Consider the following 22,192-nt stretch of genomic DNA (forward strand, 5'->3'; position numbering starts at 1 on the left):
TGATCAAAGTGATGCAGGGCATTCGAGTCCTCGAGGTTGCGCAGTTCACCTTTGTTCCGGCCGCCGGAGCAATCCTCGCCGACTGGGGAGCCGACGTCATCAAGGTCGAGCATCCCGCGCGCGGAGACACCCAACGAGGCTTCGTGAACATGGGTGGCATCCAGATCGATCCCGACCGCCATCCGCTGATGGAACATCCCAACCGGGGTAAGCGCAGCGTCGGCATCGACGTGTCCACGCCCGGCGGTCAGGAAGTGCTCTACGAGCTGGCGAAGGCTTCCGACGTCTTCCTCACCAATTACCTGCCCGCGCAGCGGCAGAAGAACAAGTTCGACGTCGAACACATCCGTGCGGCGAACCCTGACATCGTCTACGCCCGCGGCTCGGCCTACGGCGACAAGGGTCCCGAGCGCGGTACCGGCGGGTACGACGGCACCGCATTCTGGACCCGCAGCGGCGTCGGCTACGCCCTGACGCCGGAGGAACGGGGCGGCGCACTGGGACAGGGCATTCCCGCGTTCGGCGACTCCATCGGCGGCATGTTCATCGCTGGCGGCATATCGGCGGCACTGCTGCACCGCGAACGTACCGGCGAAGCCGTCGAACTCGACGTGTCGCTATTGAGCACCGCTTGGTGGGCGGCCGGCGCAAGCGTCACCCAGGGCATGGAGACCGGTCAGGTGATGCGCACGCCCATGCCCGGATCCCTGGCACCCTCGGTGAATCCGTTCATGGGCAACTACCTGACCTCAGACGGCGGCACCATCAACCTCTGCATCATCAGTCCGACCGGGCTGATCCGGGATACCTTTGAGCACCTCGGAATCCCCGAAGCCGCCGACGATCCCCGCTTCTCCGAGGTGCTGCCGTTGATCCAGAATGCTGACGCCGCCGGCAAGCTCATCGCTGACGCGTTCGCCGGCAAGCCATTTGTCTACTGGCGGGAGCATCTGAAGACCATGAAGGGACAGTGGGCACCCTTTCAGAGCCTGCTCGATCTGGCCCAGGACGAGCAGGCGATCGCCAACGACATGGTCTGCGAGGTCGAAGTCGCCAGTGGCGGGGCGCCATTCAAGGTGGTGCGCGGCCCGGTTCAGTTCAACCACGAACCGTTGGAGACCACTCGGGCACCCCAAGCCTCCGAGCACACCGAGATCGTGCTGATGGAAATCGGGATGGACTGGGACCGCATCTCCCGACTGAAAGACGTGGGAGCCATCGCCTGACCCGACCCTCTCAGGTGCTGGCCGCGGCCTTGCGCTGCGCGATCTTGGTGCGCACCACATCCATGTCCAGGCCCTTGACCTTGGTCACCAGGTCTTCCAGGACCGCGGGCGGCATCGCCCCGGCCTGGCTGTAGACAAGAATCCCGTCGCGGAACGCCATGATGGTCGGCACCGAGCGGATCCCGACCGTCGCGGCCAGTTCCCGCTCCGCGTCGGTGTCCACCTTCGCGTGGACGACGTCGGCGTGGTTGTGCGCGGACCGTTCGAAGACCGGCGCGAAGCCTCGGCACGGCCCGCACCATGGGGCCCAGAAGTCAACCAGCACAATCGGGTTCGCAACGATCGTGGCTTCGAAATCGGCGGCGGTAAGGTTCTTGACGGTCATTGTTGCTCCTTCGGGCGTAGTAGGTACGCTGCGGCCGGCAAGCCGCTCCCACCGTCTTTAACCCAAATACCCCTATGGGTATTCCACCGGCGCCTATACCCCAGCCGGCTGGCGGTGTTCGACGGGCTTTGCCACGTCCGCCTGCTCGCCCAACAGCAGCGAACGCACCAGCCGGCGCGGCCCGAACGGCCGGAGCATGACGCTGGCCGGGCGCGGCCGCACCTTGAGCGGCCACCAGAACCACCTGCCCAATAGGGCGGCGATCGATGGTGTCATCAAGGAGCGCACGATCAGCGTGTCGAACAGCAGGCCGAGTCCGATCGTGCTGCCCGCCTGGCCGATCGAGCTCAAGTCACTGGCGGCCATGGACATCATCGTGAAGGCGAACACCAGCCCTGCGGCGGTGACGACACCGCCGGTCTCCCCCATCGAGCGGATGATCCCGGTCCGCAGGCCCGCGCCGATCTCTTCCTGGAATCGCGAGACGAGCAGCAAATTGTAGTCGGAACCGACGGCCAACAGGATGATGAGGCCGAAGACCGGTGCGATCCAGTTGAGTTCCAGACCGAGGATGTGCTGCCACACCAGGACCGACAGCCCGAAAGCCGCCCCCAGCGACAACAGCACGGTGCCGACGATCACCAGCGACGCGACCAGCGCCCGGGTGATGACCACCATAACGACGAAGATCAGAGTCAGGGCGGCGATCCCGACGATCAACAGGTCGAATTGGGAGCCGGTCTGGATATCGTTGTACACCGCGGCCGTACCGGTCAGATAGAACTTGGCGTTCGCCAGCGGAGTGCCTTTCACCGCTTCGTGCGCGGCATTGAGTTCCGGCTTCACGGCCGCAATGCCTTTGGGCGTCGCCGGGTCGGCGTCGTGAGTGATGATGAACCGTGCCGCCTTCCCGTCCGCCGACAAGAACAGCTTCAGGCCCCGCTGAAAGTCGGGATTGTCGAACGCCTCCGGTGGCAGATAGAAGTAGTCGTCGGCTTTGGAGGAGTCGAACGCCTGGCCCATAGCGCTTGCGGTGTCGGTCATCCGCGACATCTGAGTGACCAGACCGGAGAAACTACTGTGCAGGGTCAGCAGTGTCCCCTGCATGGACTGGGCAGCCGCGATAATCGGTGGAAATTCGGCGAGCATCTTGGGTAGCAGCGCGTCGATGTTGTTCATATCGCCGAGCAGCGTGGTCATGTCCGCACTGAACTTGTCCACGCCGTCGATGGCCTCGAACACCGACTTGGCCGCCCAGCAGGCTGGAATGTTGAAACAGTGCTGCTCCCAATACAAATAGCTGCGGAACGGCCGGGCGAAATCGTCGAAGTCGGCCAGATGGTCCCGCATCTCGTCCAGCGTGGCCTTCATTGCTCCCATGTCGCCTACCATGTGATGAGTCGTGCCACTCATCTGCCTCATCAGCCCCTGGATGCGCTGCATCGAACCGACCATGACGCCGAGATCGTCGCTCATGGTGAGCATGTCGGCCATGCGATCCTTCATGAACTGCAGATTCTGCTGGATCGGCAGCGACTGCATGCTGACCTGGAACGGGATCGAGCTGTGCTCGATCGGCCCGCCCAACGGTCTGGTGATGCTTTGCACGCGGGCGATTCCGGGCGTTCGAAAAATATCCTTTGCGATGCGGTCCAGGATGATCATGTCGCTCGAGTTCCGCATGTCATGATCGCCTTCGACCATGAGGATGTCGGGATTGAGCCGGGCCGCACTGAAATGTTTTTCCGCGGCGTTGTATCCGACGTTGGACGGCAGACTAGACGGAATGTAGTAGCGGTCGTTGTAGCTGATCGACATGGTCGGCACGATCAGCAGCCCGACCAGTGCGATGAGCAGCGACGCGACGAAGATCGGCCCGGGCCAGCGAACGGTCGCGGTGCCCATCCGCCGCCATCCCCGCGTCTTGATCATCCGCTTGGGATCGAGCAGGCCGAATCGGGTCGCCACGGCGACGATCGCCGGCGCGGCGGTCAGCGCCCCTGCGATCACCACGAGCAACCCCAGGGCCGAGGGGATTCCGAGCGCCTTGAAATACGACAGGCGCGCAAAGTGCAGACAGAATGACGCCCCGGCAATCGTCAGGCCGGAGCCCAGAATGACGTGATACGTACCGCGAAACATGGTGTAATAGGCCGCTTCTCGGTCCTGGCCGTTCTGACGAGCCTCTTGATAGCGTCCGATCAGGAAGATCGCATAATCGGTGCCGGCCGCGATCGCCAGCGACGACAGCATCGCGACGACGAAGGTCGAGAAGCCCAACAGGTCGTAGCGACCCAGGAGCGCGATCAACCCTCTCGCCGTGCCCATTTCGAAACCGACCATCACCAGCACCAGCAGCACCGTGACGACCGAGCGGTACACCACGAAAAGCATGATCATGATGACCACGCCGGTCACGCCCATCATCTTGAACATGCTCTTGTCGGCGGCCTCGTTCATGTCCGTCGTTAGTGCTGCCGGGCCGGTCACGTAGGTCTTCAGCCCCGGAGGCGGTTTCGATCCGTCGACGATCTTGCGCACCGCGTCAACCGACTCGTTCCCCAGCGTGCTGCCCTGGTTGCCGGCTACGTTGAGCTGAACGTAGGCCGCCTTGCCATCCCCACTCTGGGAGCCAGCTGCCGTGATGCGGTCGCCCCACAGATTCTGAACGTGCTGCACGTGTTTAGTGTCGGCGGCCAGTTTCTTGATCAACCCGTCGTAATAGGTGTGCGCCTGATCGCCGAGTTCTTTGTCGCTCTCCAGAACCACCATCACGATGCTGTCCGAATCGGATTCGCGGAACGTGGCGCCGATACGCTTCGCCGCGATCATCGCGGGCGCGTCCTGGGGTGACATCGTCACCGCGTGGGTACGGGCCACCGATTCGATTGGCGGCACAAGAAGATTGAGCGCAAGCGTCAGCAGCAGCCACACCAGGATGATCGGAATGGCGAACGCCCGGACAAAACGCATGAAGCGCGGTCGGCTGTCGGTGTCGGTACTCATGCGGCTTTCACCAAACAGAAGGTCTGGGCATGATGACCGTTGGATGACTGTTCGTCGCGGATTTCGCCGTTGACGGTGATACGACAGCCGATACGGTCACTGTCGCCCTGCGCCACGACGTTGGCGATGACGGCCGGGTTGGTCGTCGAAATCGTGTAAGTCCAAGGCAGACTGCTGAACTTCGCCTGCTCGGCCTGAGCATCCTTGTTCAGGTAGCTCAGGCTGCCCGTCGTCTCGCTGGGCCCGAAAACCTCATAGGTCACGGTTTTCGGATTGAACGGAACGATCGATTCGACGGCGCTACCGGTCGTCGAAAACAGCTTGTCAGAGCCGAACACACCGCGCAGCCGCTGAACGGCGATGCCACCCAACGCCACAGCGATCACAACGACAAGCGGTATCCAGGCCCGCTTGAGAAAGGTGAGCATGATGGTCCCCTTGGTCCGTTGCCCTCGCCCTTAGCGAGTCTCGCGCCGGCCGCCAGGCATCGGAAGGGTCGTTTGACCCTCGTTTTGACGGTCTTCGGTCGCCCGCATCGACGTCTGTGCCCTCATCTCGGTCTCCTCACTGGCGTTACTTCTCGCAAATATACCCTACCGGGTATGGCATAGCGCAAACGAGTGACGGCTTAGTCCAGCCGGTCTGGGGTGACGTCGGCCGCGAGTGAACACGCGCTGCCACGGTCGCCGAGGCTCAGCGAGCGACGCAGGTTAAACGTCTGTGAGCGAACGGAATTGGGGTGGACGCTGCTGCAGGAAGCTCACGATTCCCTCCCGGACATCGGGGCGCGGCAGCGCCTCCCGCATGAGAGCTTCGGCGTCCGCCGTCGCGGCGACCACGTCGCGCATGGCGTCACCATATGCCTGACGTTTGATCACCGCCATCGCCGTCGGAGAACAGAAACGAGCGATGTCCTCGGCGTACTCCAGGACGCGGCCCATCAGGTCTTCGGGCGGCACGACTTCCTTCACCAGACCGAGACGGGCCGCCTCGTCGGCGAGGAAGGTGCGGCCGCTCAACAGCAGGTCGAGCGCGACGCCCCAGCCCACCAGTCGGGGCAGAATCCAGGAGATGCCGAATTCGGCGATCAGACCTCGCCGGGCGAAGACAGCGCCGAACTTGGCGCCGGCCGCGGCGAATCGGACATCGCACATCAGCGCCTGAGTGAATCCGATTCCGACGCACGGTCCATTGATGGCCGCGATCACCGGCTTGCGCAACTCGGTCACGAAATGCGGCGGCCGTTCCCCCACCAAGTCCGCAACACTCTTGCCGCGGGCATTTTCCAGCGATTCGCCCACGCGACCGGCCGACTCGGGCGCACCCAGGTGGGCACCAGCACAGAACGCTCGACCCCGGCCGGTCACCACGATGGCCCTGATCGCCGGGTCCTGCTCGGCGCGGTCTATCGCCGCGTAGAACGCGGCTGCCATGTCGGGAGCCCAGGCGTTGAGTCGGTCGGGGCGGTTAAGCGTGACGATCGCGACGCCACTCGGGGTCGCTTCATACAGCACCGCGTCGTCGGCGTCCGCTGGGCTCATCAGTGACTCCTCGTGGCGTACCGGGGATCTGTTCACCCATACCGTATACCTATCGGTAGTTCATTCCACGAGCGCCGCGGGACGCCCTGCGGTGGGCGTGAGCAGCCTGTTTGCCTGCTATCGAGACACTCGCCGCCCGGTGACGGCCTTGACGATCGTCAGCAGGACGACCGCGCCCAGCAAGCAGGTGAGAAACGAGAAGAGCAGCCCGCCGCCGGCCACATCGACGCCGAAGCCGCGCAGCAGAAATCCGCCCAGCAGCCCACCGATGATCCCGACCACGATGTTCAGGACGAGGCCCATCTGTCCGTCGGTCTTCATGATCTTGCTGCCTATCCAGCCGGCCAGACCCCCGACGATGATCCAGCCGATGACACCCAAAGTAAGCATTCCCAGTCCTTTCGACGGCGAGTCGCACGGCGAAGAACGACGCCGCACTGACTCTGCTCGGGTATGCCCGCCATTCCTGGGTGGTAATCCGCGGGTTTGGGAGTAGCACTGGCAGGGTTACCGGTAGCTCGCGCCAACTCACTCGCCTCAAGGAGGACCCATGAACACCACAAAAGCAGTTGCTCATCGCGTCGGGCAGGCGCGCGGACTGGCGCTGCGCGCTCAGCTTGCGTGGATGCTCACCCAGCTCCTGTTCTGGCTGGCTCTGATCGGCGGGGTGGCCGTGATCGCGCTGTGGGCACGCCGTCGGCTCACCGCCGGCACGCAGACGGCGGCCACCGCGACGCCCCCGCCCGCGCCGCCGTCCGACGTCGTGACGAGTGACACATCGCCATCCCGTTTGCACTGACCCACTAACTGGGAAAAGTCCCTGCAGCGTCGACAAACGAAAAGGAGAGCGCAATGGCGAACGAGAACAGCGGTCCGGCCGAAGCCGTGAAGGGTGTCGTGGAAGACGTCAAGGGCAAGGCCAAGGAGGTCATCGGCACGGTCACCGGCCGCAACGACCTGGTCGACGAGGGCAAGGCCCAGCAGGACAAGGCCGAGGCGCAGCGTGACGCCGCGAAGTACGAGGCCCAGGCCGAGGCGGCCCGCGGTGAGGCCAAGGTTCAAGAGGCGCGCCAGGAGGCGCACCAGTAGGTGCCAGCGCGGGTGCGGAAGGCCCGGTCGTCTGACCGGGCCTTCGGCATGTATTGGATTGCATCACCGAATATTTCGGCCTAACCGATCAACCCCAGCCGGCGATAGGCGGCCTCGATCTGCGATTTGGCCTGGGCGGGCAACGTCGCCTGCGGTGGTCGCGAATGCGGGTACGAGCCGATCGGCAGCCCCAGCAATGATGCCGCGTACTTGAACGCCCCCGCCCAGTGGGTGAAGTAGTCCGGGCGCCCCGGATAGCAGGTCCACCATGAGCCGATGTCCAGATCGAACTGGTCCAGCCCCGACTCCCGCCCAAAGTCCATCGCCTCCACGAGTTTGTCGGCCATCACCAGGTCCCAGTACTCGGAGAACAACCGGCGCTGCGGTGTTTCGAGGAGGTAGCCGGCGGTGCCGAGTTGAGCCGGACACACGATGCCGGCGCGCAGCCAGCCGGCCCGGTATACCGTTCGATCGCATTCCCAAAGCACCAGACCGGGCGCCAATTCGTGCAGACGCCGACTGCTCTCCGGGCGGAAGGCGCCTTCCTTGGTGGCACACACCGCCGGCACTTCGGCATAGATCCGTGCGCCCTCTGCCGGCGTCAGCACGTAGCCCGACGACGGCGAATTGAACATGCCGAGGGCGATATCCGTGCGGGCCGCGATGTAGGAGAAGAACCGCAGCACGCCCTCGCCGCCGTGGGCCTCCATCATCGGCGTTTGAATGTAGGCGATGTCGGCACCCACCTGCTGCGCGTGCAGTGTCAGCTCCAGGCAGTCTTTGGCGCTCATAGCCGCAGTGCAGGCCTGCACGACGACATCGGGGTTCGCCCGCCGACCCTCGTCGACGGCCAACTCCAACAAGCGCTTTCGCTCGTCCAGGGTCAATGCCCAGAACTCGGCGAGCCCACTGGTGCACCACAGCATCGGATGGCCGAGATCGCCGACGCAATAGCGCACCAGCGTCCGGTAGGCATCCCAGTCGATATCGTCGCCGTCGGTGCCGCAGAAAGGTGTGTACAGGGAGTCGCCGATTCCGCGGAGGGCACCGCGCGCCCAGGTCCGTGCCTCGCTGGCCGTCGCCATCACGGCACCTGCCAACGAAGTGGCCGCCGTGGCATTCGCCACGCCCAGTGCGATGGCCTAACCTGTGGCTGATTCGATGGCTGCAGCACGTCCCTGTCCGCCCGCCCGGCGATCTATATCAAAAAGCCTACGATAGGTATTACAGTAGCAGACAGACAACCCGCACGCGGGTGGATATTAGTGGAGGTACCCGGGAGTGGCAAAGCAGGCGACTGCGGAGAAGCGGCAGCGGCGCGAACGCGGGTCCATCAATCCCGATGACATCATCAGTGGCGCTTTCGAACTGGCAGAACAAGTTTCGATCGACAATCTCAGCATGCCCCTGCTCGGCAAACACCTGGGCGTGGGAGTCACCAGCATCTACTGGTACTTCCGCAAGAAGGACGATTTACTCAACGCGATGACCGACCGCGCCCTGAGCAAGTACGTGTTCGCCACTCCCTACGTGGAGGCGAAAGACTGGCGCGAGACCCTGCGCAATCACGCGCGCCTGATGCGGAAAACGTTCATGGGCAACCCGATTCTCTGCGATCTGATCCTGATCCGGGCGGCGCTGAGCCCGAAGGCCGCCCGCGTCGGCGCCCAGGAGATGGAGAAGGCCATCGCCAACCTGGTCGAAGCCGGCCTGTCGCCCGAGGACGCGTTCGACACCTACTCCGCAATATCGCTGCACGTCCGCGGATCCGTGGTGTTGCATCGATTGCACGAGAAGAACCAGTCGTCGCAGGACGGAACGCGTTCCATCGAAGAGGCGGTGGCGGTGGACCCGCAAACCACGCCGCTGATCGCTCAGGTCACCGGCAAGGGGCACCGGATCGCGGCTCCCGACGAGACGAACTTCGAATACGGCCTCGAATGCATCCTCGACCATGCGGGTCAGCTGATCGAAGTGGGCGCAGCCAAGGCGACCAAGGCCGGGCCGCGCAAGGCCGCCGCGCGCAAGACCGCTCGCTGACGGCCGAACTGGTTGCTAGTCTTCGGGTTCGGGAACGTGGAAGTGTCGGTCACGTAGCCGGAACGCCTCCTTGGTGCCGTATTCCGCGCGCGTCTTGACGAACTTGAACTCGCCGGGCGCGAACTGCAGGTTGGTGCCGAAGGCGTGGAACAGATAACTCCCGACTTCTTCGCCCTGGTAGGTCCTGGCTCTGTTCGACCAGGCGGAAGGCCTCCTTCGCGATGACGACACCGTCAGCCGGCATCTTGGCCGCTTTGTCCGCCCAATACCTGGCACGGGCCGTCACCGACCCGGAATCGCATGTCTCGGTGAAGATTCCGAGATGTGCGACGTCCGCGGCCGCGATGATGTCGCCGGTGAGCAGCAGGCGCCGGGCCAGCACCGGACCCAGCCGGTGGAAGAACATGTGCAGACTGCCCGGGGCGGGACCCAGGAAGCGTGTCGCCGGCATGCCGATCTCGGTGTCGCCGGCGATCACCGAGATATCGGCCATCAAGGCGATCTCGAAACCGCCGCCCAGCGCGAAGCCGGCGATCTCTGGCCACCGTCTATCCCGGTGAAGTCGAACGCGCACTGCGCACCATCGACGGCATCCGTAGCGCCTTCGTCACCGACGTGTTCGGTCAGGTGGATGCTGCGGTGCTCTGCAGTGGCCTCGACGCCGCCGGACTGCGGAACGCGGCGCGAGAACTGTTGAGCGCGTTCAAGAGACCGACGGTGTGGCTGTTGCTGGACTCCGATGACGACGTGCCGCGTGGCGCAACCGGCAAGGTCGACATCCGTCAGCTCCGTGAGCTGCTGGATGCTCAGGGCACCCGCGTCCAGGGCTGACAGTTCTGCGACTCGAACGCTTTGACCGAGGTGTTGACATTGGCGAACATCGGACCGACCGAGATATTCGTCTGTAGCACATGCTCCTTGTTGGCGTCCGGTGTGCTGTAGGTGAACCACGCGCACATCGAGTCCTGTGTCGGCACGTTGTTGATCCATACCCCGAACGTCGATGCCGACCCGGCCGTGCGGTACAGGCCGGGCGCTATGTCGGGCCCGACCACGAACACGCCGTTGCCCGGAATAGGGTCCAGCGGCTCAGCGGCGGCCGGCGGTGCCAGCGCGATCGCTGACACGCCGGCCATCGATACGGCGATGGCAAGAAAAGCCTGCATGCGCTGCCCCTGTCCGGCGACCCGTCAGGGGCAGCGTATGCCCGCAGCCGGCCTGGTCACAACAGATCACGCCCGGTCATCCGCCGGCGCGGCCCGGACGACCACGCCCCGTTCGATGAGGTGCTCGATCAGCGGAGCCGCACTGGCGGCCAGGTGTTCCGACATCGCGGCGCGGGCCTGCTCTTCGTCGTGCCTGCCCAGCGCATCCAGCACCCGTCGATGGTCGCTGACGGCCTGGTCGGGCCAGTGCTCGATCATCGGGAACACCGACTCGGGTGCGTAGCGGGTGATCTGGGACATCAGCTGAGCCAGTTTCGCCGAGTCCGCCGCGATATTGATGGCCCGGTGGAACTCGTGGTTCAGGCGTACTGTGCACTCGTCGTCGTCAGCAGCGTACGCGGCTTCGAGCTGGGTCTGAATCTGCCGGAGTTCGCGCAACTGGTCGTCGGTGATGTTCAGTGCGGCGCGCGCGGCGAGTTCGCCCCCGACGTGGGCCTGGACGTTGGCGACGTCGGCGAGGTCGCGCTGGGTCAGCGGCAGCACGAGGAAGCCACGACGGGGTTGTTGAGCGACAAGGCCTTCGGCACGCAGCGCGAACAGCGCCTCGCGTACCGGGGTCACACTGACACCCAACTCCAGGGCAAGCTGGTCCAGCCGCACGTACTGGCCGGCGGCGTAGGTGCCCTCGAAGATTCGCTTACGGACAAAACCGGCGATGTCCTCCGAAAGCTGTGGGCGCGCGCCGAAATCGGGAATCGTCATGGTCTTACACCCGATACTCGTCAAGCAATCGCTTGCTGATGATGGACTTCTGGATTTCGCTGGTCCCCTCCCCGATGAGCAGGAACGGGGCATCCCGCATCAGCCGCTCGATCTCGTACTCCTTGGAGTAGCCGTAGCCGCCGTGAATGCGGAAGCTCTGCTGGGTCACCTCCGAACAGAATTCGCTGGCAAGGTACTTCGCCATTCCGGCGGCCACGTCATTGCGTTCCCCGGAGTCCTTCAAGCGGGCGGCGTTGACCATCATCAGGTGGGCCGCCTCCACTTTGGTGGCCATCTCGGCCAGCTGGAACGCGATGGCCTGGTGGTCGGCGATCGGCTTGCCGAAGGTCTGCCGTTGCTGGGCGTAGCGCACCGCGAGTTCGAAGGCGCGCAGAGCGATCCCGCAGGCCCGGGCCGACACATTGACCCGGCCGACTTCGATGCCGTCCATCATCTGGAAGAAGCCCTGCCCGGGTTCGCCACCGAGGATGTCGTCGGCGCTCGCTCCGTAGCCGTCGAAGATGAGCTCGGTGGTGTCGATGCCCTTATAGCCCAGCTTGTCGATCTTGCCCGGAATGACCAGGCCCGGCACCACTTCGCCGAACCCCGTTGGCTTCTCGACCAGGAACGCCGTCAGATTCCGGTGCGGCTTGTCCGCGCCTTCGTCGGTGCGCACCAGCACCGCTACCAGCGTCGAGCTACCCCCGTTGGTCAGCCACATCTTCTGGCCGTCGATGGTGTACGTGCCGTCGTCGTTGCGGGCCGCCCGAGTGCGGATTGCGGCCACATCCGAACCCAGCTCCGGTTCTGACATCGAGAAGGCGCCGCGGGTCTCGCCGGTGGCCATCCGCGGCAAAAACCGTTGCTTCTGCTCGTCGGTGCCGTGCTGGCGCAGCATGTAGGCGACGATGAAATGCGTATTGAGCACACCCGATACGCTCATCCAGCCGCGGGCGAGCTCCTCGACACACAGTGCGTAGGTCAAAAGGGACTCCCCCAGGCCGCCGTATTCCTCCGGAATCATCAGGCCGAACAGGCCCATCTCGCGCAAGCCGTCGACGATCACCTGCGGGTAGGTGTCACTGTGTTCGAGTTCCTGGGCGTTGGGAATGACTTCCTTGTCGACGAATTGGCGCACTGTTGCCACGATCTCGGTCTGAATGTCGGTCAGGCCGAGTGTCTGGGCGAGTTTGGTCACGCGCTGATTCCTCTCAGCCGGCAATGGTTTTCGCGTCGGCCAGCCGCGCGACGTCCTCGGCCGTCAAGCCCAGGTACTCGGTCAGCACATCGACGGTGTCCGCCCCGAGCGCCGGCGCGGGGGCACTGGCGGGGTGCACACCATCGAAGGCGGCCGGCATCGCCGGGGCAAGATAGTCACCGACGCCCGGCTGGTGCAGCGTGGAAAAGAGTGGGTTGTCGGTCACTTTCGGATCTTCGGCGACCTCGGCGAAGGTGCGGTATCTCTCGTGCAGCACCGTGGTCGCGGCCAGTGCCTGACTGATCTGCTCGGCATCGTGGTCGGTGAACCAGGTGCCGAACAGGCCCGACAGCACGCCGCGGTACCGGTAGCGGTCGCCCTCGGCACCGAAGTCGGCGCCCAGCGCCTCGGCCAACGCCGATACGGCCTCGCCCGTGCCCGTCACCTCGACCAGGTCACGAAAATGCCGCCGCGTCAAAAGGACAACCATGAACCTGACGCCGTCCCGGCTGACGAAGTCCTGACCGTACTGGCCGTAGATGGAGTTGCCGACGCGTGGCCGCTGGGTGCCGAGCACCTGCGGCTCCGTCAGCAGACCCAGATTTCCGGCGGTGGCCAGCGCAACGTCTTCGAGCGCAATGCTGATACGGGCGCCCTCGCCAGTCTGGTCGCGACGGCGCACCGCCGACACGACGGACAGCGCCGCATACAGACCACAGCTGACGTCCCAAGCCGGCAGGACATGATTGATCGGGCCGGCGTGCTCGGCGGGACCGGTGACGAGCGGAAAGCCGACGGCCGCGTTCACGGTGTAATCGACGCCGGTGGACCCATCGCCGCGCCCGAGCAATTGGACGTGAATAACGTCGGAGCGCATCGCCGCCAGCGCCTCGTACCCCAGCCAGGTCATGCCGGCGGCATTGGTGACGATGATGCCGTCGGACTCCACCACCAGTCGTTGGACCAGCGCGCGACCGTGGTCCGAGCGCAGGTCGACAGTGACCGAATTCTTACCTTTGTTCAGGCCGGTCCAGTAGATCGAGGTCCCGTCGTCGGTCAGCGGCCAGCGCTGCACATCAGCCGCGCCGCCGATCGGGTCGACACGAATCACCCTCGCGCCCAGTTGGTTCAGCGTCATTCCGCACAACGGCGCGGCGACGAAGCTGGAGAGCTCAATGACGGTGATGCCAGCCAGTGGCAGCGCGGAACCGCTCATGTCACCCGCTCGAACACGGCTGCAAGGCCCTGGCCGCCACCGATACACATGGTCTCCAGCCCGTAGCGCGCCTGGCGCCGGTGCAGCTCGCGCGCCAGGGTCGCCAGCATCCGTCCGCCGGTGGCTCCGACGGGATGTCCCAGCGAGATTCCGGATCCGTGCACGTTGGTGCGGTCGTGGTCGGCGGCGCCGAACTTCCATTCCCGCATCACCGCCAGAGCCTGGGCGGCGAAGGCCTCGTTGAGCTCGATGAGGTCGATGTCGTTCAGCCCCAGACCGGCTTTGGCCAGCGCGACCTCGGTGGCGGGCACCGGCCCAATCCCCATGACGTCGGGCGCCACCCCGGCCTGGCCCCAGGACACCAGCCGCACCAGCGGCCTCAGACCCAGGTCGGCAGCCTTCTCCGGGGTGGTCACCACACACATCGATGCCGCGTCATTCTGCCCGCTGGCGTTGCCGGCGGTAACGGTCGACTCCGCGTCTTGTTCGCTGAGAACGGGTTTCAGCTTGCTCAGCGATTCCACTGTGGTGTCGGCGCGTGGGTGTTCGTCGGTGTCGATCACGTCGTCAGCGTGGCGGCTGGTAACGGTCACCGGCACGATCTCGTCGGCCAGGACACCGTTCTGCTGCGCTGCGACGGCGCGCTGGTGTGACCGCACCGCGAGTTCGTCCTGCTCGCGGCGCGAGATGCCGTACTGTCGGCGCAGATTCTCGGCCGTCTCCAGCATGCCGCCCGGCACCGGGTAACGGCGGCCACCGGCAGTGGTACGTCCGCGGGCCAGCCCGTCGTGCATCCGCACCCCCGAACGGGAGGCGCCCCAACGCATATCGGTGGAGTAATAGGCGACATTGCTCATGCTTTCGCAGCCCCCGGCGATCACCAGGTCGTTGTCGCCGGAGCCCACTTGCAGGCATGCCTGAATAACCGCTTGCAGTCCGGAGCCGCAACGACGATCTACCTGCATTCCCGGCACGGTCACAGGCAGGCCGGCATCCAGCGCCACCACCCGTCCGATCGCGGGTGCCTCGCTGCTCGGGTAGCAGTGGCCGAGGATGACATCCTGGACCGCCTCCGGCGCCATCCCGGTTCGCTGCAAGAGCCCCTTGAGGGCGGACACCCCCAACTCGACGGCATTGAGTGACTTGAAGATTCCGCCGTAGCGGCCGATAGGTGTCCTGACGGGTTCGCAGATCACTGCACCATGCCGAGCGTCACCCCGCCGAGCAGACGCAAAAGCACCCGAATTCGCACCGAATTGGGTGCTTTTGCGTCTGCTCGCGCGACTCGCCGCATCACCCGTCACAGGTGCCGGCCCCCGGTGATCTCCATGACCGTGCCGGTCATGTAGGACGACAAGTCGGATGCCAGGAACAATGCGACGCTGGCCACCTCGCTGGGTTCACCCGCGCGGCCCATCGGAACCTCGGCGACCTTCGAGTCCCAGATGCGCTGCGGCATGGCTTCGGTCATCGCCGAGCGGATCAACCCCGGAGCGATCGCATTGACCCGGACACCCAGGTAGGCAAGCTCTTTGGCCGCGGCCTTCGTCATCCCGACAATGCCGGCCTTGGCTGCCGAATAGTTGGTCTGGCCTACCATCCCGACCTTGCCCGAGACCGACGACATGTTGATGATGGCGCCGCGCTTGTTCTCCCGCATGATCGCCGCGGCCAGGCGGGTGCCGTTCCACGTCCCCTTCAGGTGCACATTGATGACCTGGTCGAACTGCTCCTCGGTCATCTTGCGCATGGTCGCATCCCGGGTGATCCCGGCATTGTTGACCATGACGTCCAAGCCGCCGAATCGCTCGACGGCAGTGTCCAGAAGTGCTTGTACGTCTTCGGATTTCGTGACATCACACCGCACCGCCGCGGCTACGTCAGCGCCACCCAATTTCTCGGCCGCCGTCTCGGTAGCTTCCAGGTTCACATCGCCGAGCACCACCCGGGCACCCTCGGCGACGAACCGCTCGGCGATCGCGAAGCCGAGACCCTGCGCCGCCCCGGTGACCACTGCGGTTTGACCTTCCAGCAACGACACCTGTCTCACGCACCCTTCGCCATGGCCCGCTGATGGGCACCCGATCATCCAATATCTTATTTCATATATGATATTGCATTGCTGTGCCAAGCCAGTCCGAAGGAGCACCTCACCATGACTTCAGCGGCCCCCGAAGTCTCTGACGAGGATTTCCAGGAAATCCTCGCGCAGACTCGCCACTTCATCCGGACTGCCGTCGTCCCGCGCGAGCAGGAGATTCTCGACGAGGACCGGGTGCCGGACGATCTGCGCGACCAGGCCAAGAAGATGGGCCTGTTCGGCTATGCGATACCCCAGGAATTCGGTGGTCTCGGCCTGAACCTGGTGCAGGACGTCGAGATGGCGATGGAGCTGGGCTACACCTCGCTGGCGCTGCGGTCGATGTTCGGCACCAACAACGGCATCGCCGGTCAGGTGCTCGTCGGCTTCGGCACCGACCAGCAGAAGAGCCGGTGGCTGGAGTCGATCGCATCCGGCGACACCATCGCGTCCTTCGCCCTGACCGAACCGGGCGCCGGCTCCAACCCGGCCGGCTTGAAGACCAAAGCCGTTCGCGATCAACAAGACTGGGTGATCAACGGACAGAAGCGCTTCATCACCAATGCCCCCGTCGCCGGTCTGTTCATCCTCTTCGCCCGCACCCGGCCCGCCGACGACGAGGGTCCGGGCATCGCCGTCTTCCTGGTCCCGTCAGATGCGCCGGGTGTCGAGATAGGCGCCAAGGACGCCAAAATGGGCCAGGAAGGGGCGTGGACGTCGGATGTCAGCTTCACCGACGTCCGGGTCGACGAAGGGGCGTTGATCGGCGGCAATGAAGACATCGGCTATCGCGCGGCGATGACCTCTCTGGCACGCGGACGAGTCCACATCGCCGCGATCGCGGTGGGCGCGGCCCAACGCGCCCTCGACGAATCCGTCGCCTATGCCGCGACCGCAACTCAGGGCGGCACGCCGATCGGGAACTTCCAGTTGGTCCAGGCAATGCTCGCCGAGCAGCAGACCGGGGTGCTGGCCGGACGCGCACTGGTGCGAGACACCGCGCGCCAGTGGGTCGACAACACCGACCGGCGTATCGCGCCGTCCGCCGCCAAGCTCTTCTGCACCGAAATGGCCGGTAAGGTCGCCGATCTCGCGGTGCAGGTGCACGGGGGCAGTGGCTACATGCGGGGCGTTCCCGTCGAACGGATTTACCGCGATGTGCGCCTGCTGCGACTGTACGAAGGCACCAGCGAGATTCAGCGACTGATCATCGGGTCCAACCTCGTCAAGGCGGTGCAGCGGTAGCGGCGCTACTCCTCGCCGGAGAATCGCTCCCACGCCGACTGGCGCGTGATACCCAGCGCCGCACCAATTTTCGCCCAGGTCACGCCGCGCCGGCGTAGCTCCTGCACCCAGGCGCGCAGGTCGGTCTCCACTTGGCGGGCGACCACCGCCATCCGCGGGATGTGGTCGAGCATCTGCCGGTCGGTCATCGGCTCCCACACCGGTAGCCGAAGTTCGGCCGGCTTGCCCTGAGACTTCTCGATGATCGCACCCGCGGCGGCGACGCATTCGTTGCAGATCTGCACCCCCGGCCCACCTACCAGCTTGTCGACCTTGGTGTTGGGCTTGCCGCAAAAGGAACACCAGATTCGAGCCGTCACCGTCGCCATGGAATCACCGCCGTGTTGTCAGGAGCGTCCTTACAAGGATAGGAGTGTCAGGGCTCCCCTGACAAGGCCGTGATCTACGGGGATTCCCGACACGCGGGCGCGGCGTTTGGCAATCGATGACATGGTCAAGCGCCTGAAGCTGTATAGCATTGCGACAGAACGGATTCTGGGGCTATCTGACGGGTCGACAGTGGTGCTGGACCGCATGCAGGCGCAAGCGATGGTCGCCCCCCAGTACGCATCGCGTGCCGATCAAGCGATCAGGTCCAAAGTCTGCAGATCGCGAATTGCCTGACATCCCCGGGTAAGCATCGTCAGCACCATGTCCTCGCCGCGGTCGGTGGAGGAGGCAAACGCGAAACCCAGCGCCGAGATAAGCGGCGCCTGAATCACTCCCAGACGGTAGTCACGCCAGCAGGTTTCGCGATCGTAGCCTTCGACACCGTGGCCCAGCAGTGCGTGGTGGTAGTCGTCCACCAGCCGCTGCTCGATGGTCCCGCGTAGTCGCGGATCGAGGCTGGTGGCCGTGAAATAGGCCAGATCCCTGGTCGGGAGCCCGATGCCCAGCGTCTGCCAGTCCACCACGCTCACCCGGGTGCGATCTGGATCGAACAGCAGGTTATCCAGCCGGTAGTCACCGTGCAGCAGGGCGTACCGATCATGTTCGGAAAGCAGCCATGGCGTCACCACACGCATTGTGGCGCGAAATGTTTCACGATCCTGCTGAGTCATCCGATCGCCGAGCTTGTCCAGGGTGATGTCGGCACTCATCTGCGCCACGTCACCGAGGCCCTTGGCCGAATCCTCGTCGGGACGTCCGAAGGCGATGCCGGGCAGATCCAGCCACGTCGGATCACACCAGGTCGGTCCGTGCAGGCCGGCCAACGCGGTCACCGACAATCGTGCCTCCCGCTCACCGCAACCCGCGATCTGATCGCCCTGCACCGCGGGTGCCTGATCGGCCAGCAACAACGCGTATTCCATTGCATCGTCGGTGATCTCACAGTAGAAGCACTCCGGCACCGGAACCTGTACCCGGTCCGCCACGGAGAGGTAGAACGAGCATTCGCTGCGATAGCCGAAGGCGACGCGATCCCGCACGGCGTCATCCTGAGCCGGCAGCTTGATGACGAACGTCCGCGGTAAGCCGTCCGGTTCGGATGCGTACGTGGCGGTCACCCGGTAGGTGGCCCCCGTCTGCCCGGTACCGATCGCCACCACCTCGGCAGCCGCGACCTCAACAGGCGTGCCGCGCCCGCTGAGCACCGTCGACAACCACTCGGCCGTGACATCGGTGGGATACCGCGGGATGGACAACAGGGCACTCACCACACGCCTCCAGCCTGGTTACGACCTACGTAGGAGACTGTAAGGCATACGGCATCGGCTTCCGTAGACAACGGCGGCGTGCGTGAGATCAAAAGCCCTTGGGCGCCTGCTGAACCGCCCGCACCGTCGATTCGTCGCCGTCGAAGTCGACGCGCGCCTTCCGGCCCACCGCGAACAGCAGCAGCTCCTCTGGCTCACCGGTGACCGTCACGGCCGGCCCCTGGCCGGCGGTCAACAGCGTCTTGCCCTCGGTAGTGCGCAGCGCGACGCGTCCCGGCACCTTGGCCAGAGTCAGGCGGCCCATCAACGGGACGGTCCTGGTGAGCCTGGCCTTCAGGGCCGATTCGAGCTTGCGGGGCTCCCACCCGGTGGTGGCGCGACGAACGTCCTCGTGGTGGATGAACATCTCCGCCACGTTGATCACCGGGTCGAGCAGCTTGAACGGAGAGAGGGTCGGCGGACCGGACGCGACCTTGTCCACCAGCTCATTCCACCCGCTCCGCTCCGCGACGTCGTCCTGCACCCGCTCGGTGTGCCGGGCAAAGAAGGGAATGAGGATGCCCGGGGCGGCGTCCGGCCGATATTCCCGCACGACCAGGTGAGCCGCGAGATCGCGTGTCTTCCACCCTTCACACAGAGTGGGCGCATCGGGCCCCACCGCCCGCATGGTCTCCACCAAGGCCGCCCGCTCGCGTTGTGCAATGGACACGTGAACTCCTGTCAGTTCCTTGGGCGCATTGCGCCAACACCCGACCCATGTGGATCGTATCGACTCACCGCCCGTCAGCAGGTTTCGAAAGTTTGTGCGATGGCTATCCGAAGTGCGGAGGTGACATCAATGAGCAACGACCAGGCACCGCAGGCCCCCCAGGAGAGTCCGGAAAAGGACCCCGCCGACTGGGTGACCGGTGACGAACCGATGACCGGGCCCCAGCGCAGCTACGTGCAGACGCTGGCCCAAGAGGCAGGCGCCGACATCCCCGACAACTTGACCAAAGCCCAAGCTTCCCAGGTCATCGAGGAACTGCAGCAACGGACCGGCCGCGGCACCGGCTAGGCCGCGTTCGAACGCATTTCGCGCAGCGCGGTGCGTAACCCGCGCCGCCGGCCTGTCTCGGGATCGACGAAGCTCTCCTTGATGCCGGCGCGCACGCGAAACTTCAACTCCGAGCGGGTTTCCGGGGCGTCATCGGAGCTCGCGGTGAGCATGCTGTCCGGCAACGCGAGTTTGAGGATCGTCCAGAAAGACTGGAAATATTGGCGGCCAATAGATCCGGTCGTGTAGGGCAGGTCGTACTTCTCGCACAGTTCGCGCACTCGCACCGAAATCTCGGCGTAGCGGTTGCTCGGCAGGTCCGGGAACAAATGGTGCTCGATCTGGTAACACAGGTTGCCGCTCATGAAGGCCATCACCGGTCCGGCATTGAAGTTGGCCGAGCCCAACATCTGGCGCAGATACCATTCGCCCTGCGTCTCGTTCTCGAACTCCTCTTCGGTGAACTTCTCTGCGCCGTCAGGAAAGTGGCCGCAGAAGATCACCATGTAGGCCCAGTAGTTACGGATCAGATTGGCCACGAAGTTAGCCTTCATGGTTCGCTTCCAATTGCGACCCGTCAACGCCGGGAACACGAGATAGTCCTTGCTGGCCTGTTTGGCGACCTTTGTGCCGATCACGCGCAGGTCCTTACGCGCCTCGGCCCACGTCTTCTCCTTCTTGCGCAGCTTCTTCGACTCGATGTGATGCAGTGCGACACCCCACTCGAACAACGTGCCGAGCAGCATGTTGTAGATCGGGTTGCCCAGATAGTAGGGCTCCCAGGGCTCGTCGCGGGTGACACGCATGATGCCGTAACCGACATCGGCGTCCAGATCGACGACGTTGGTGTACTTGTGGTGGACGAAGTTGTGCGAATGTTTCCACTGCACACTCGGGCAGGTAGTGTCCCACTCCCACTCGGTGGAGTGAATCTCGGGGTCGTTCATCCAGTCCCACTGTCCGTGCGTGATGTTGTGGCCTAGTTCCATGTTCTCGATGATCTTGGCCATACCGAGCATCCCGGTTCCGGCCAGCCAGGCAAACTTGTTTTGACTGGCGAACAACGCAATTCGGCCTCCCGCGGCCAGTGCACGCTGCAGTTGGATGGAGCGTCGAATGTAGCGCGCGTCGCGTTCGCCGCGGGATTCTTCGACTTCGGCACGGATCGCGTCCAACTCTCGGGCGAGTTGCTCGACGTCCTCGGCGGTCAGGTGGGCGTATTCCTTGATATCGGTGATGGCCACGCTTTTCTCCTTCAGATTTTGAGTGTGCAGTCGCCGGACGCGGTGGAGATGCAGGTCTGGATGCGGTCGCCTTCCCGGTGTTCGGTTCCGGACCTGAAATCGCGGACGTGTCCCGCTTCCAGTGGCAGGACGCAGGTTTGGCAGATGCCCATCCGGCAACCGAAGGGCATCTGGATTCCCACCTTCTCTCCGGCGTCCAAAAGTGACGTGGCGCCATCGATTTCAATGGTCTTATCGGAAATCGAGAAGGTGACCGTCCCACCCTCGCCGCCTTTGTCGGTAGCGGCGATCGTGAAGCGCTCCATGTGCAGCTGATCGGCGAGGTCGACTTTCTCCCAGAGTTTTTCAGCATCGTCCAGCAGCGCGGACGGGCCACAGACCCAGGCTGGCCGCTCCTTCCAATCCGCGGCGATGTCTGCGAGCTTGTCGAAATCGAGGTGCCCCTGAGTTTCGGTGAGCTGTAGATGAAGTCGGTAACCAGGCTGGGACTTCTCGAGTTCGCGCAACTCGTCGTGGAAGATCACGTCCGTTTCGCTCGGTGCGGAGTGGATGTGGACGATGTCGGCCTGCTGCCCGCGGGACCGGAAGGTCCGCAGCATGGCCATGACCGGCGTGATCCCGCTGCCAGCGGTGATGAAGAGAATCTTCTCCGGCGGCGGATCCGGTAGGGCGAAATCCCCCTTGGGCGCTGCGAGTCGGACAATCGTTCCCGGTTTGACGCCGTCCACCAGGTGGGTGGACAGGAAGCCCTCGGGCGTGGCCTTCACGGTGATGGTGATGTTCTTGTTGTCCCGGCGCGGAACCGAGGTCAACGAGTACGAACGCCAGTGCCAGCGACCGTCGATACGCAATCCGATGCCGACATACTGACCGGCCGTGTAATCGCCGGAGAACCCCCAACCCGGCTTGATCGTCACGGTCGCCGAATCTTCAGTTTCCGGTTGTACACCGACAATCAGGCCGCGCAACTCACGCGCCGACCAGAGTGGGTTGAGGAATTTCAGATAATCATCGGGCAGCAGGGGCGTGGTCGCTCGGGCAGCCAGCCCCCGCGCGACGTTCGCCCACGGCGTCGATGCTGTTTGAACGCCTTCTGCGGGCGCTTTGCTCCATCGCAGGACACTGCGAACAGTCGAACCCATAGTTCTTCCCCGGTGGTGTCAGAGGCTTCCGTGAGTCGGTTGAAGCACGGTAACCATCCGACTTCCCGATCCGAGCTTTCGATAAACACTTGTTCGCTCAAATGAGCAGAGCGCTTAGC

The 22,192-nt window shown here is 64.3% G+C and carries 23 protein-coding genes and 2 pseudogenes; 7 read left to right on the forward strand and 18 right to left on the reverse strand.

What is annotated here, in order from left to right; all coding sequences use genetic code 11:
- Window positions 1-11: 11 nt before the first annotated feature.
- Window positions 12-1,226, forward strand: coding sequence for a CaiB/BaiF CoA transferase family protein (locus JX552_RS22250; RefSeq protein ID WP_205878618.1), 1,215 nt, complete (start codon window positions 12-14; stop codon window positions 1,224-1,226).
- Between the two features lie 10 nt (window positions 1,227-1,236).
- Here JX552_RS22250 and trxA read toward each other — a convergent pair whose 3' ends face one another.
- The 5 genes from trxA to JX552_RS22275 all read right to left on the reverse strand — a co-directional run bounded on the left by trxA (window position 1,237) and on the right by JX552_RS22275 (window position 6,548).
- Entirely contained in the window at window positions 1,237-1,611 is a 375-nt protein-coding gene (trxA, locus tag JX552_RS22255; protein WP_205874037.1) for a thioredoxin, read from the reverse strand.
- Window positions 1,612-1,704: 93 nt separating this feature from the next.
- The gene (locus tag JX552_RS22260; protein WP_205874038.1) at window positions 1,705-4,617 is read right to left on the reverse strand and encodes an MMPL/RND family transporter; all 2,913 of its coding nucleotides are present in this window, start codon (window positions 4,615-4,617) and stop codon (window positions 1,705-1,707) included.
- Window positions 4,614-5,045, reverse strand: coding sequence for an MmpS family transport accessory protein (locus tag JX552_RS22265; RefSeq protein WP_205874039.1), 432 nt, complete (start codon window positions 5,043-5,045; stop codon window positions 4,614-4,616). Before JX552_RS22265 ends, JX552_RS22260 begins: the two co-directional genes overlap by 4 nt.
- A 282-nt stretch (window positions 5,046-5,327) precedes the next feature.
- Window positions 5,328-6,158, reverse strand: coding sequence for an enoyl-CoA hydratase (locus JX552_RS22270; RefSeq protein ID WP_205874040.1), 831 nt, complete (start codon window positions 6,156-6,158; stop codon window positions 5,328-5,330).
- 117 nt (window positions 6,159-6,275) lie between these two features.
- Window positions 6,276-6,548 (reverse strand): GlsB/YeaQ/YmgE family stress response membrane protein, encoded by a 273-nt coding sequence (locus tag JX552_RS22275; protein ID WP_205874041.1) that lies wholly within the window; start codon window positions 6,546-6,548, stop codon window positions 6,276-6,278.
- A gap of 160 nt (window positions 6,549-6,708) precedes the next feature.
- Between JX552_RS22275 and JX552_RS22280 the strand changes: the two genes are divergently transcribed.
- Both JX552_RS22280 and mbp1 read left to right on the forward strand, forming a co-directional pair.
- Window positions 6,709-6,957, forward strand: coding sequence for a hypothetical protein (locus JX552_RS22280; protein WP_205874042.1), 249 nt, complete (start codon window positions 6,709-6,711; stop codon window positions 6,955-6,957).
- Window positions 6,958-7,010: 53 nt separating this feature from the next.
- Window positions 7,011-7,247: a microaggregate-binding protein 1 gene (mbp1, locus tag JX552_RS22285; RefSeq protein ID WP_205874043.1), complete on the forward strand. Its 237-nt coding sequence runs from the start codon at window positions 7,011-7,013 to the stop codon at window positions 7,245-7,247.
- A gap of 80 nt (window positions 7,248-7,327) precedes the next feature.
- Here the strand turns inward: mbp1 and JX552_RS22290 are convergent, their stop codons facing one another.
- Window positions 7,328-8,332 carry a dihydrodipicolinate synthase family protein gene (locus JX552_RS22290; RefSeq protein WP_205874044.1) on the reverse strand — a complete coding sequence of 335 codons (1,005 nt, stop codon included), beginning with the start codon at window positions 8,330-8,332 and terminating at the stop codon, window positions 7,328-7,330.
- A gap of 196 nt (window positions 8,333-8,528) precedes the next feature.
- Between JX552_RS22290 and JX552_RS22295 the strand changes: the two genes are divergently transcribed.
- The gene (locus JX552_RS22295; RefSeq protein ID WP_205874045.1) at window positions 8,529-9,287 is read left to right on the forward strand and encodes a TetR/AcrR family transcriptional regulator; all 759 of its coding nucleotides are present in this window, start codon (window positions 8,529-8,531) and stop codon (window positions 9,285-9,287) included.
- 15 nt (window positions 9,288-9,302) lie between these two features.
- On the opposite strand, the pseudogene JX552_RS22300 reads toward JX552_RS22295, so the two are convergent.
- Window positions 9,303-9,825, reverse strand: a pseudogene (locus tag JX552_RS22300) (enoyl-CoA hydratase-related protein); the annotation flags it as partial.
- 2 nt (window positions 9,826-9,827) lie between these two features.
- Between JX552_RS22300 and JX552_RS22305 the strand changes: the two are divergent.
- Window positions 9,828-10,118: pseudogene (locus tag JX552_RS22305) on the forward strand (long-chain fatty acid--CoA ligase); the annotation flags it as partial.
- Here the strand turns inward: JX552_RS22305 and JX552_RS22310 are convergent.
- From JX552_RS22310 to fabG, 6 genes are all read right to left on the reverse strand, one after another.
- Window positions 10,094-10,453 (reverse strand): Rv1352/Rv1906c domain-containing protein, encoded by a 360-nt coding sequence (locus JX552_RS22310; RefSeq protein ID WP_205874046.1) that lies wholly within the window; start codon window positions 10,451-10,453, stop codon window positions 10,094-10,096. The pseudogene JX552_RS22305 and the gene JX552_RS22310 sit on opposite strands and share 25 nt — an antisense overlap.
- A 66-nt stretch (window positions 10,454-10,519) precedes the next feature.
- Complete coding sequence (locus JX552_RS22315; protein ID WP_205874047.1) at window positions 10,520-11,215, reverse strand: GntR family transcriptional regulator; 696 nt, start codon at window positions 11,213-11,215, stop codon at window positions 10,520-10,522.
- 4 nt (window positions 11,216-11,219) lie between these two features.
- The gene (locus tag JX552_RS22320) at window positions 11,220-12,413 is read right to left on the reverse strand and encodes an acyl-CoA dehydrogenase family protein (protein ID WP_205874048.1); all 1,194 of its coding nucleotides are present in this window, start codon (window positions 12,411-12,413) and stop codon (window positions 11,220-11,222) included.
- Window positions 12,414-12,426: 13 nt separating this feature from the next.
- Window positions 12,427-13,629 carry a CoA transferase gene (locus JX552_RS22325; protein ID WP_205874049.1) on the reverse strand — a complete coding sequence of 401 codons (1,203 nt, stop codon included), beginning with the start codon at window positions 13,627-13,629 and terminating at the stop codon, window positions 12,427-12,429.
- Entirely contained in the window at window positions 13,626-14,825 is a 1,200-nt protein-coding gene (locus JX552_RS22330) for an acetyl-CoA C-acetyltransferase (RefSeq protein ID WP_205874050.1), read from the reverse strand. Before JX552_RS22330 ends, JX552_RS22325 begins: the two co-directional genes overlap by 4 nt.
- A 104-nt stretch (window positions 14,826-14,929) precedes the next feature.
- Entirely contained in the window at window positions 14,930-15,718 is a 789-nt protein-coding gene (fabG, locus tag JX552_RS22335) for a 3-oxoacyl-ACP reductase FabG (RefSeq protein WP_205874051.1), read from the reverse strand.
- Window positions 15,719-15,784: 66 nt separating this feature from the next.
- Between fabG and JX552_RS22340 the strand changes: the two genes are divergently transcribed.
- Window positions 15,785-16,954 (forward strand): acyl-CoA dehydrogenase family protein, encoded by a 1,170-nt coding sequence (locus JX552_RS22340; RefSeq protein ID WP_205874052.1) that lies wholly within the window; start codon window positions 15,785-15,787, stop codon window positions 16,952-16,954.
- A gap of 5 nt (window positions 16,955-16,959) precedes the next feature.
- Here the strand turns inward: JX552_RS22340 and JX552_RS22345 are convergent, their stop codons facing one another.
- The 3 genes from JX552_RS22345 to JX552_RS22355 form a co-directional block, all read right to left on the reverse strand.
- Window positions 16,960-17,322, reverse strand: a complete 363-nt coding sequence (locus JX552_RS22345; RefSeq protein ID WP_205874053.1) for a ClpX C4-type zinc finger protein — start codon at window positions 17,320-17,322, stop codon at window positions 16,960-16,962.
- Window positions 17,323-17,574: 252 nt separating this feature from the next.
- Window positions 17,575-18,642 (reverse strand): phosphotransferase family protein, encoded by a 1,068-nt coding sequence (locus tag JX552_RS22350; protein WP_205878619.1) that lies wholly within the window; start codon window positions 18,640-18,642, stop codon window positions 17,575-17,577.
- Between the two features lie 97 nt (window positions 18,643-18,739).
- Window positions 18,740-19,360: a TIGR03085 family metal-binding protein gene (locus JX552_RS22355; RefSeq protein ID WP_205874054.1), complete on the reverse strand. Its 621-nt coding sequence runs from the start codon at window positions 19,358-19,360 to the stop codon at window positions 18,740-18,742.
- Window positions 19,361-19,489: 129 nt separating this feature from the next.
- On the opposite strand from JX552_RS22355, the gene JX552_RS22360 reads away from it, so the two are divergent.
- Window positions 19,490-19,708 carry a DUF3072 domain-containing protein gene (locus tag JX552_RS22360; RefSeq protein WP_205874055.1) on the forward strand — a complete coding sequence of 73 codons (219 nt, stop codon included), beginning with the start codon at window positions 19,490-19,492 and terminating at the stop codon, window positions 19,706-19,708.
- On the opposite strand, the gene JX552_RS22365 is transcribed toward JX552_RS22360, so the two are convergent.
- On the reverse strand, window positions 19,705-20,931 hold the full coding sequence (locus JX552_RS22365; RefSeq protein WP_205874056.1) for a fatty acid desaturase family protein: 1,227 nt from the start codon (window positions 20,929-20,931) through the stop codon (window positions 19,705-19,707). The two genes, JX552_RS22360 and JX552_RS22365, sit on opposite strands and share 4 nt — an antisense overlap.
- 11 nt (window positions 20,932-20,942) lie before the next feature.
- On the reverse strand, window positions 20,943-22,073 hold the full coding sequence (locus JX552_RS22370) for a ferredoxin reductase (RefSeq protein ID WP_205874057.1): 1,131 nt from the start codon (window positions 22,071-22,073) through the stop codon (window positions 20,943-20,945).
- Between the last annotated feature and the right edge of the window lie 119 nt (window positions 22,074-22,192).

It is taken from the genome of Mycobacterium gordonae, assembly GCF_017086405.1.
GTDB classification, from domain to species: Bacteria; Actinomycetota; Actinomycetes; order Mycobacteriales; family Mycobacteriaceae; genus Mycobacterium; species Mycobacterium gordonae_D.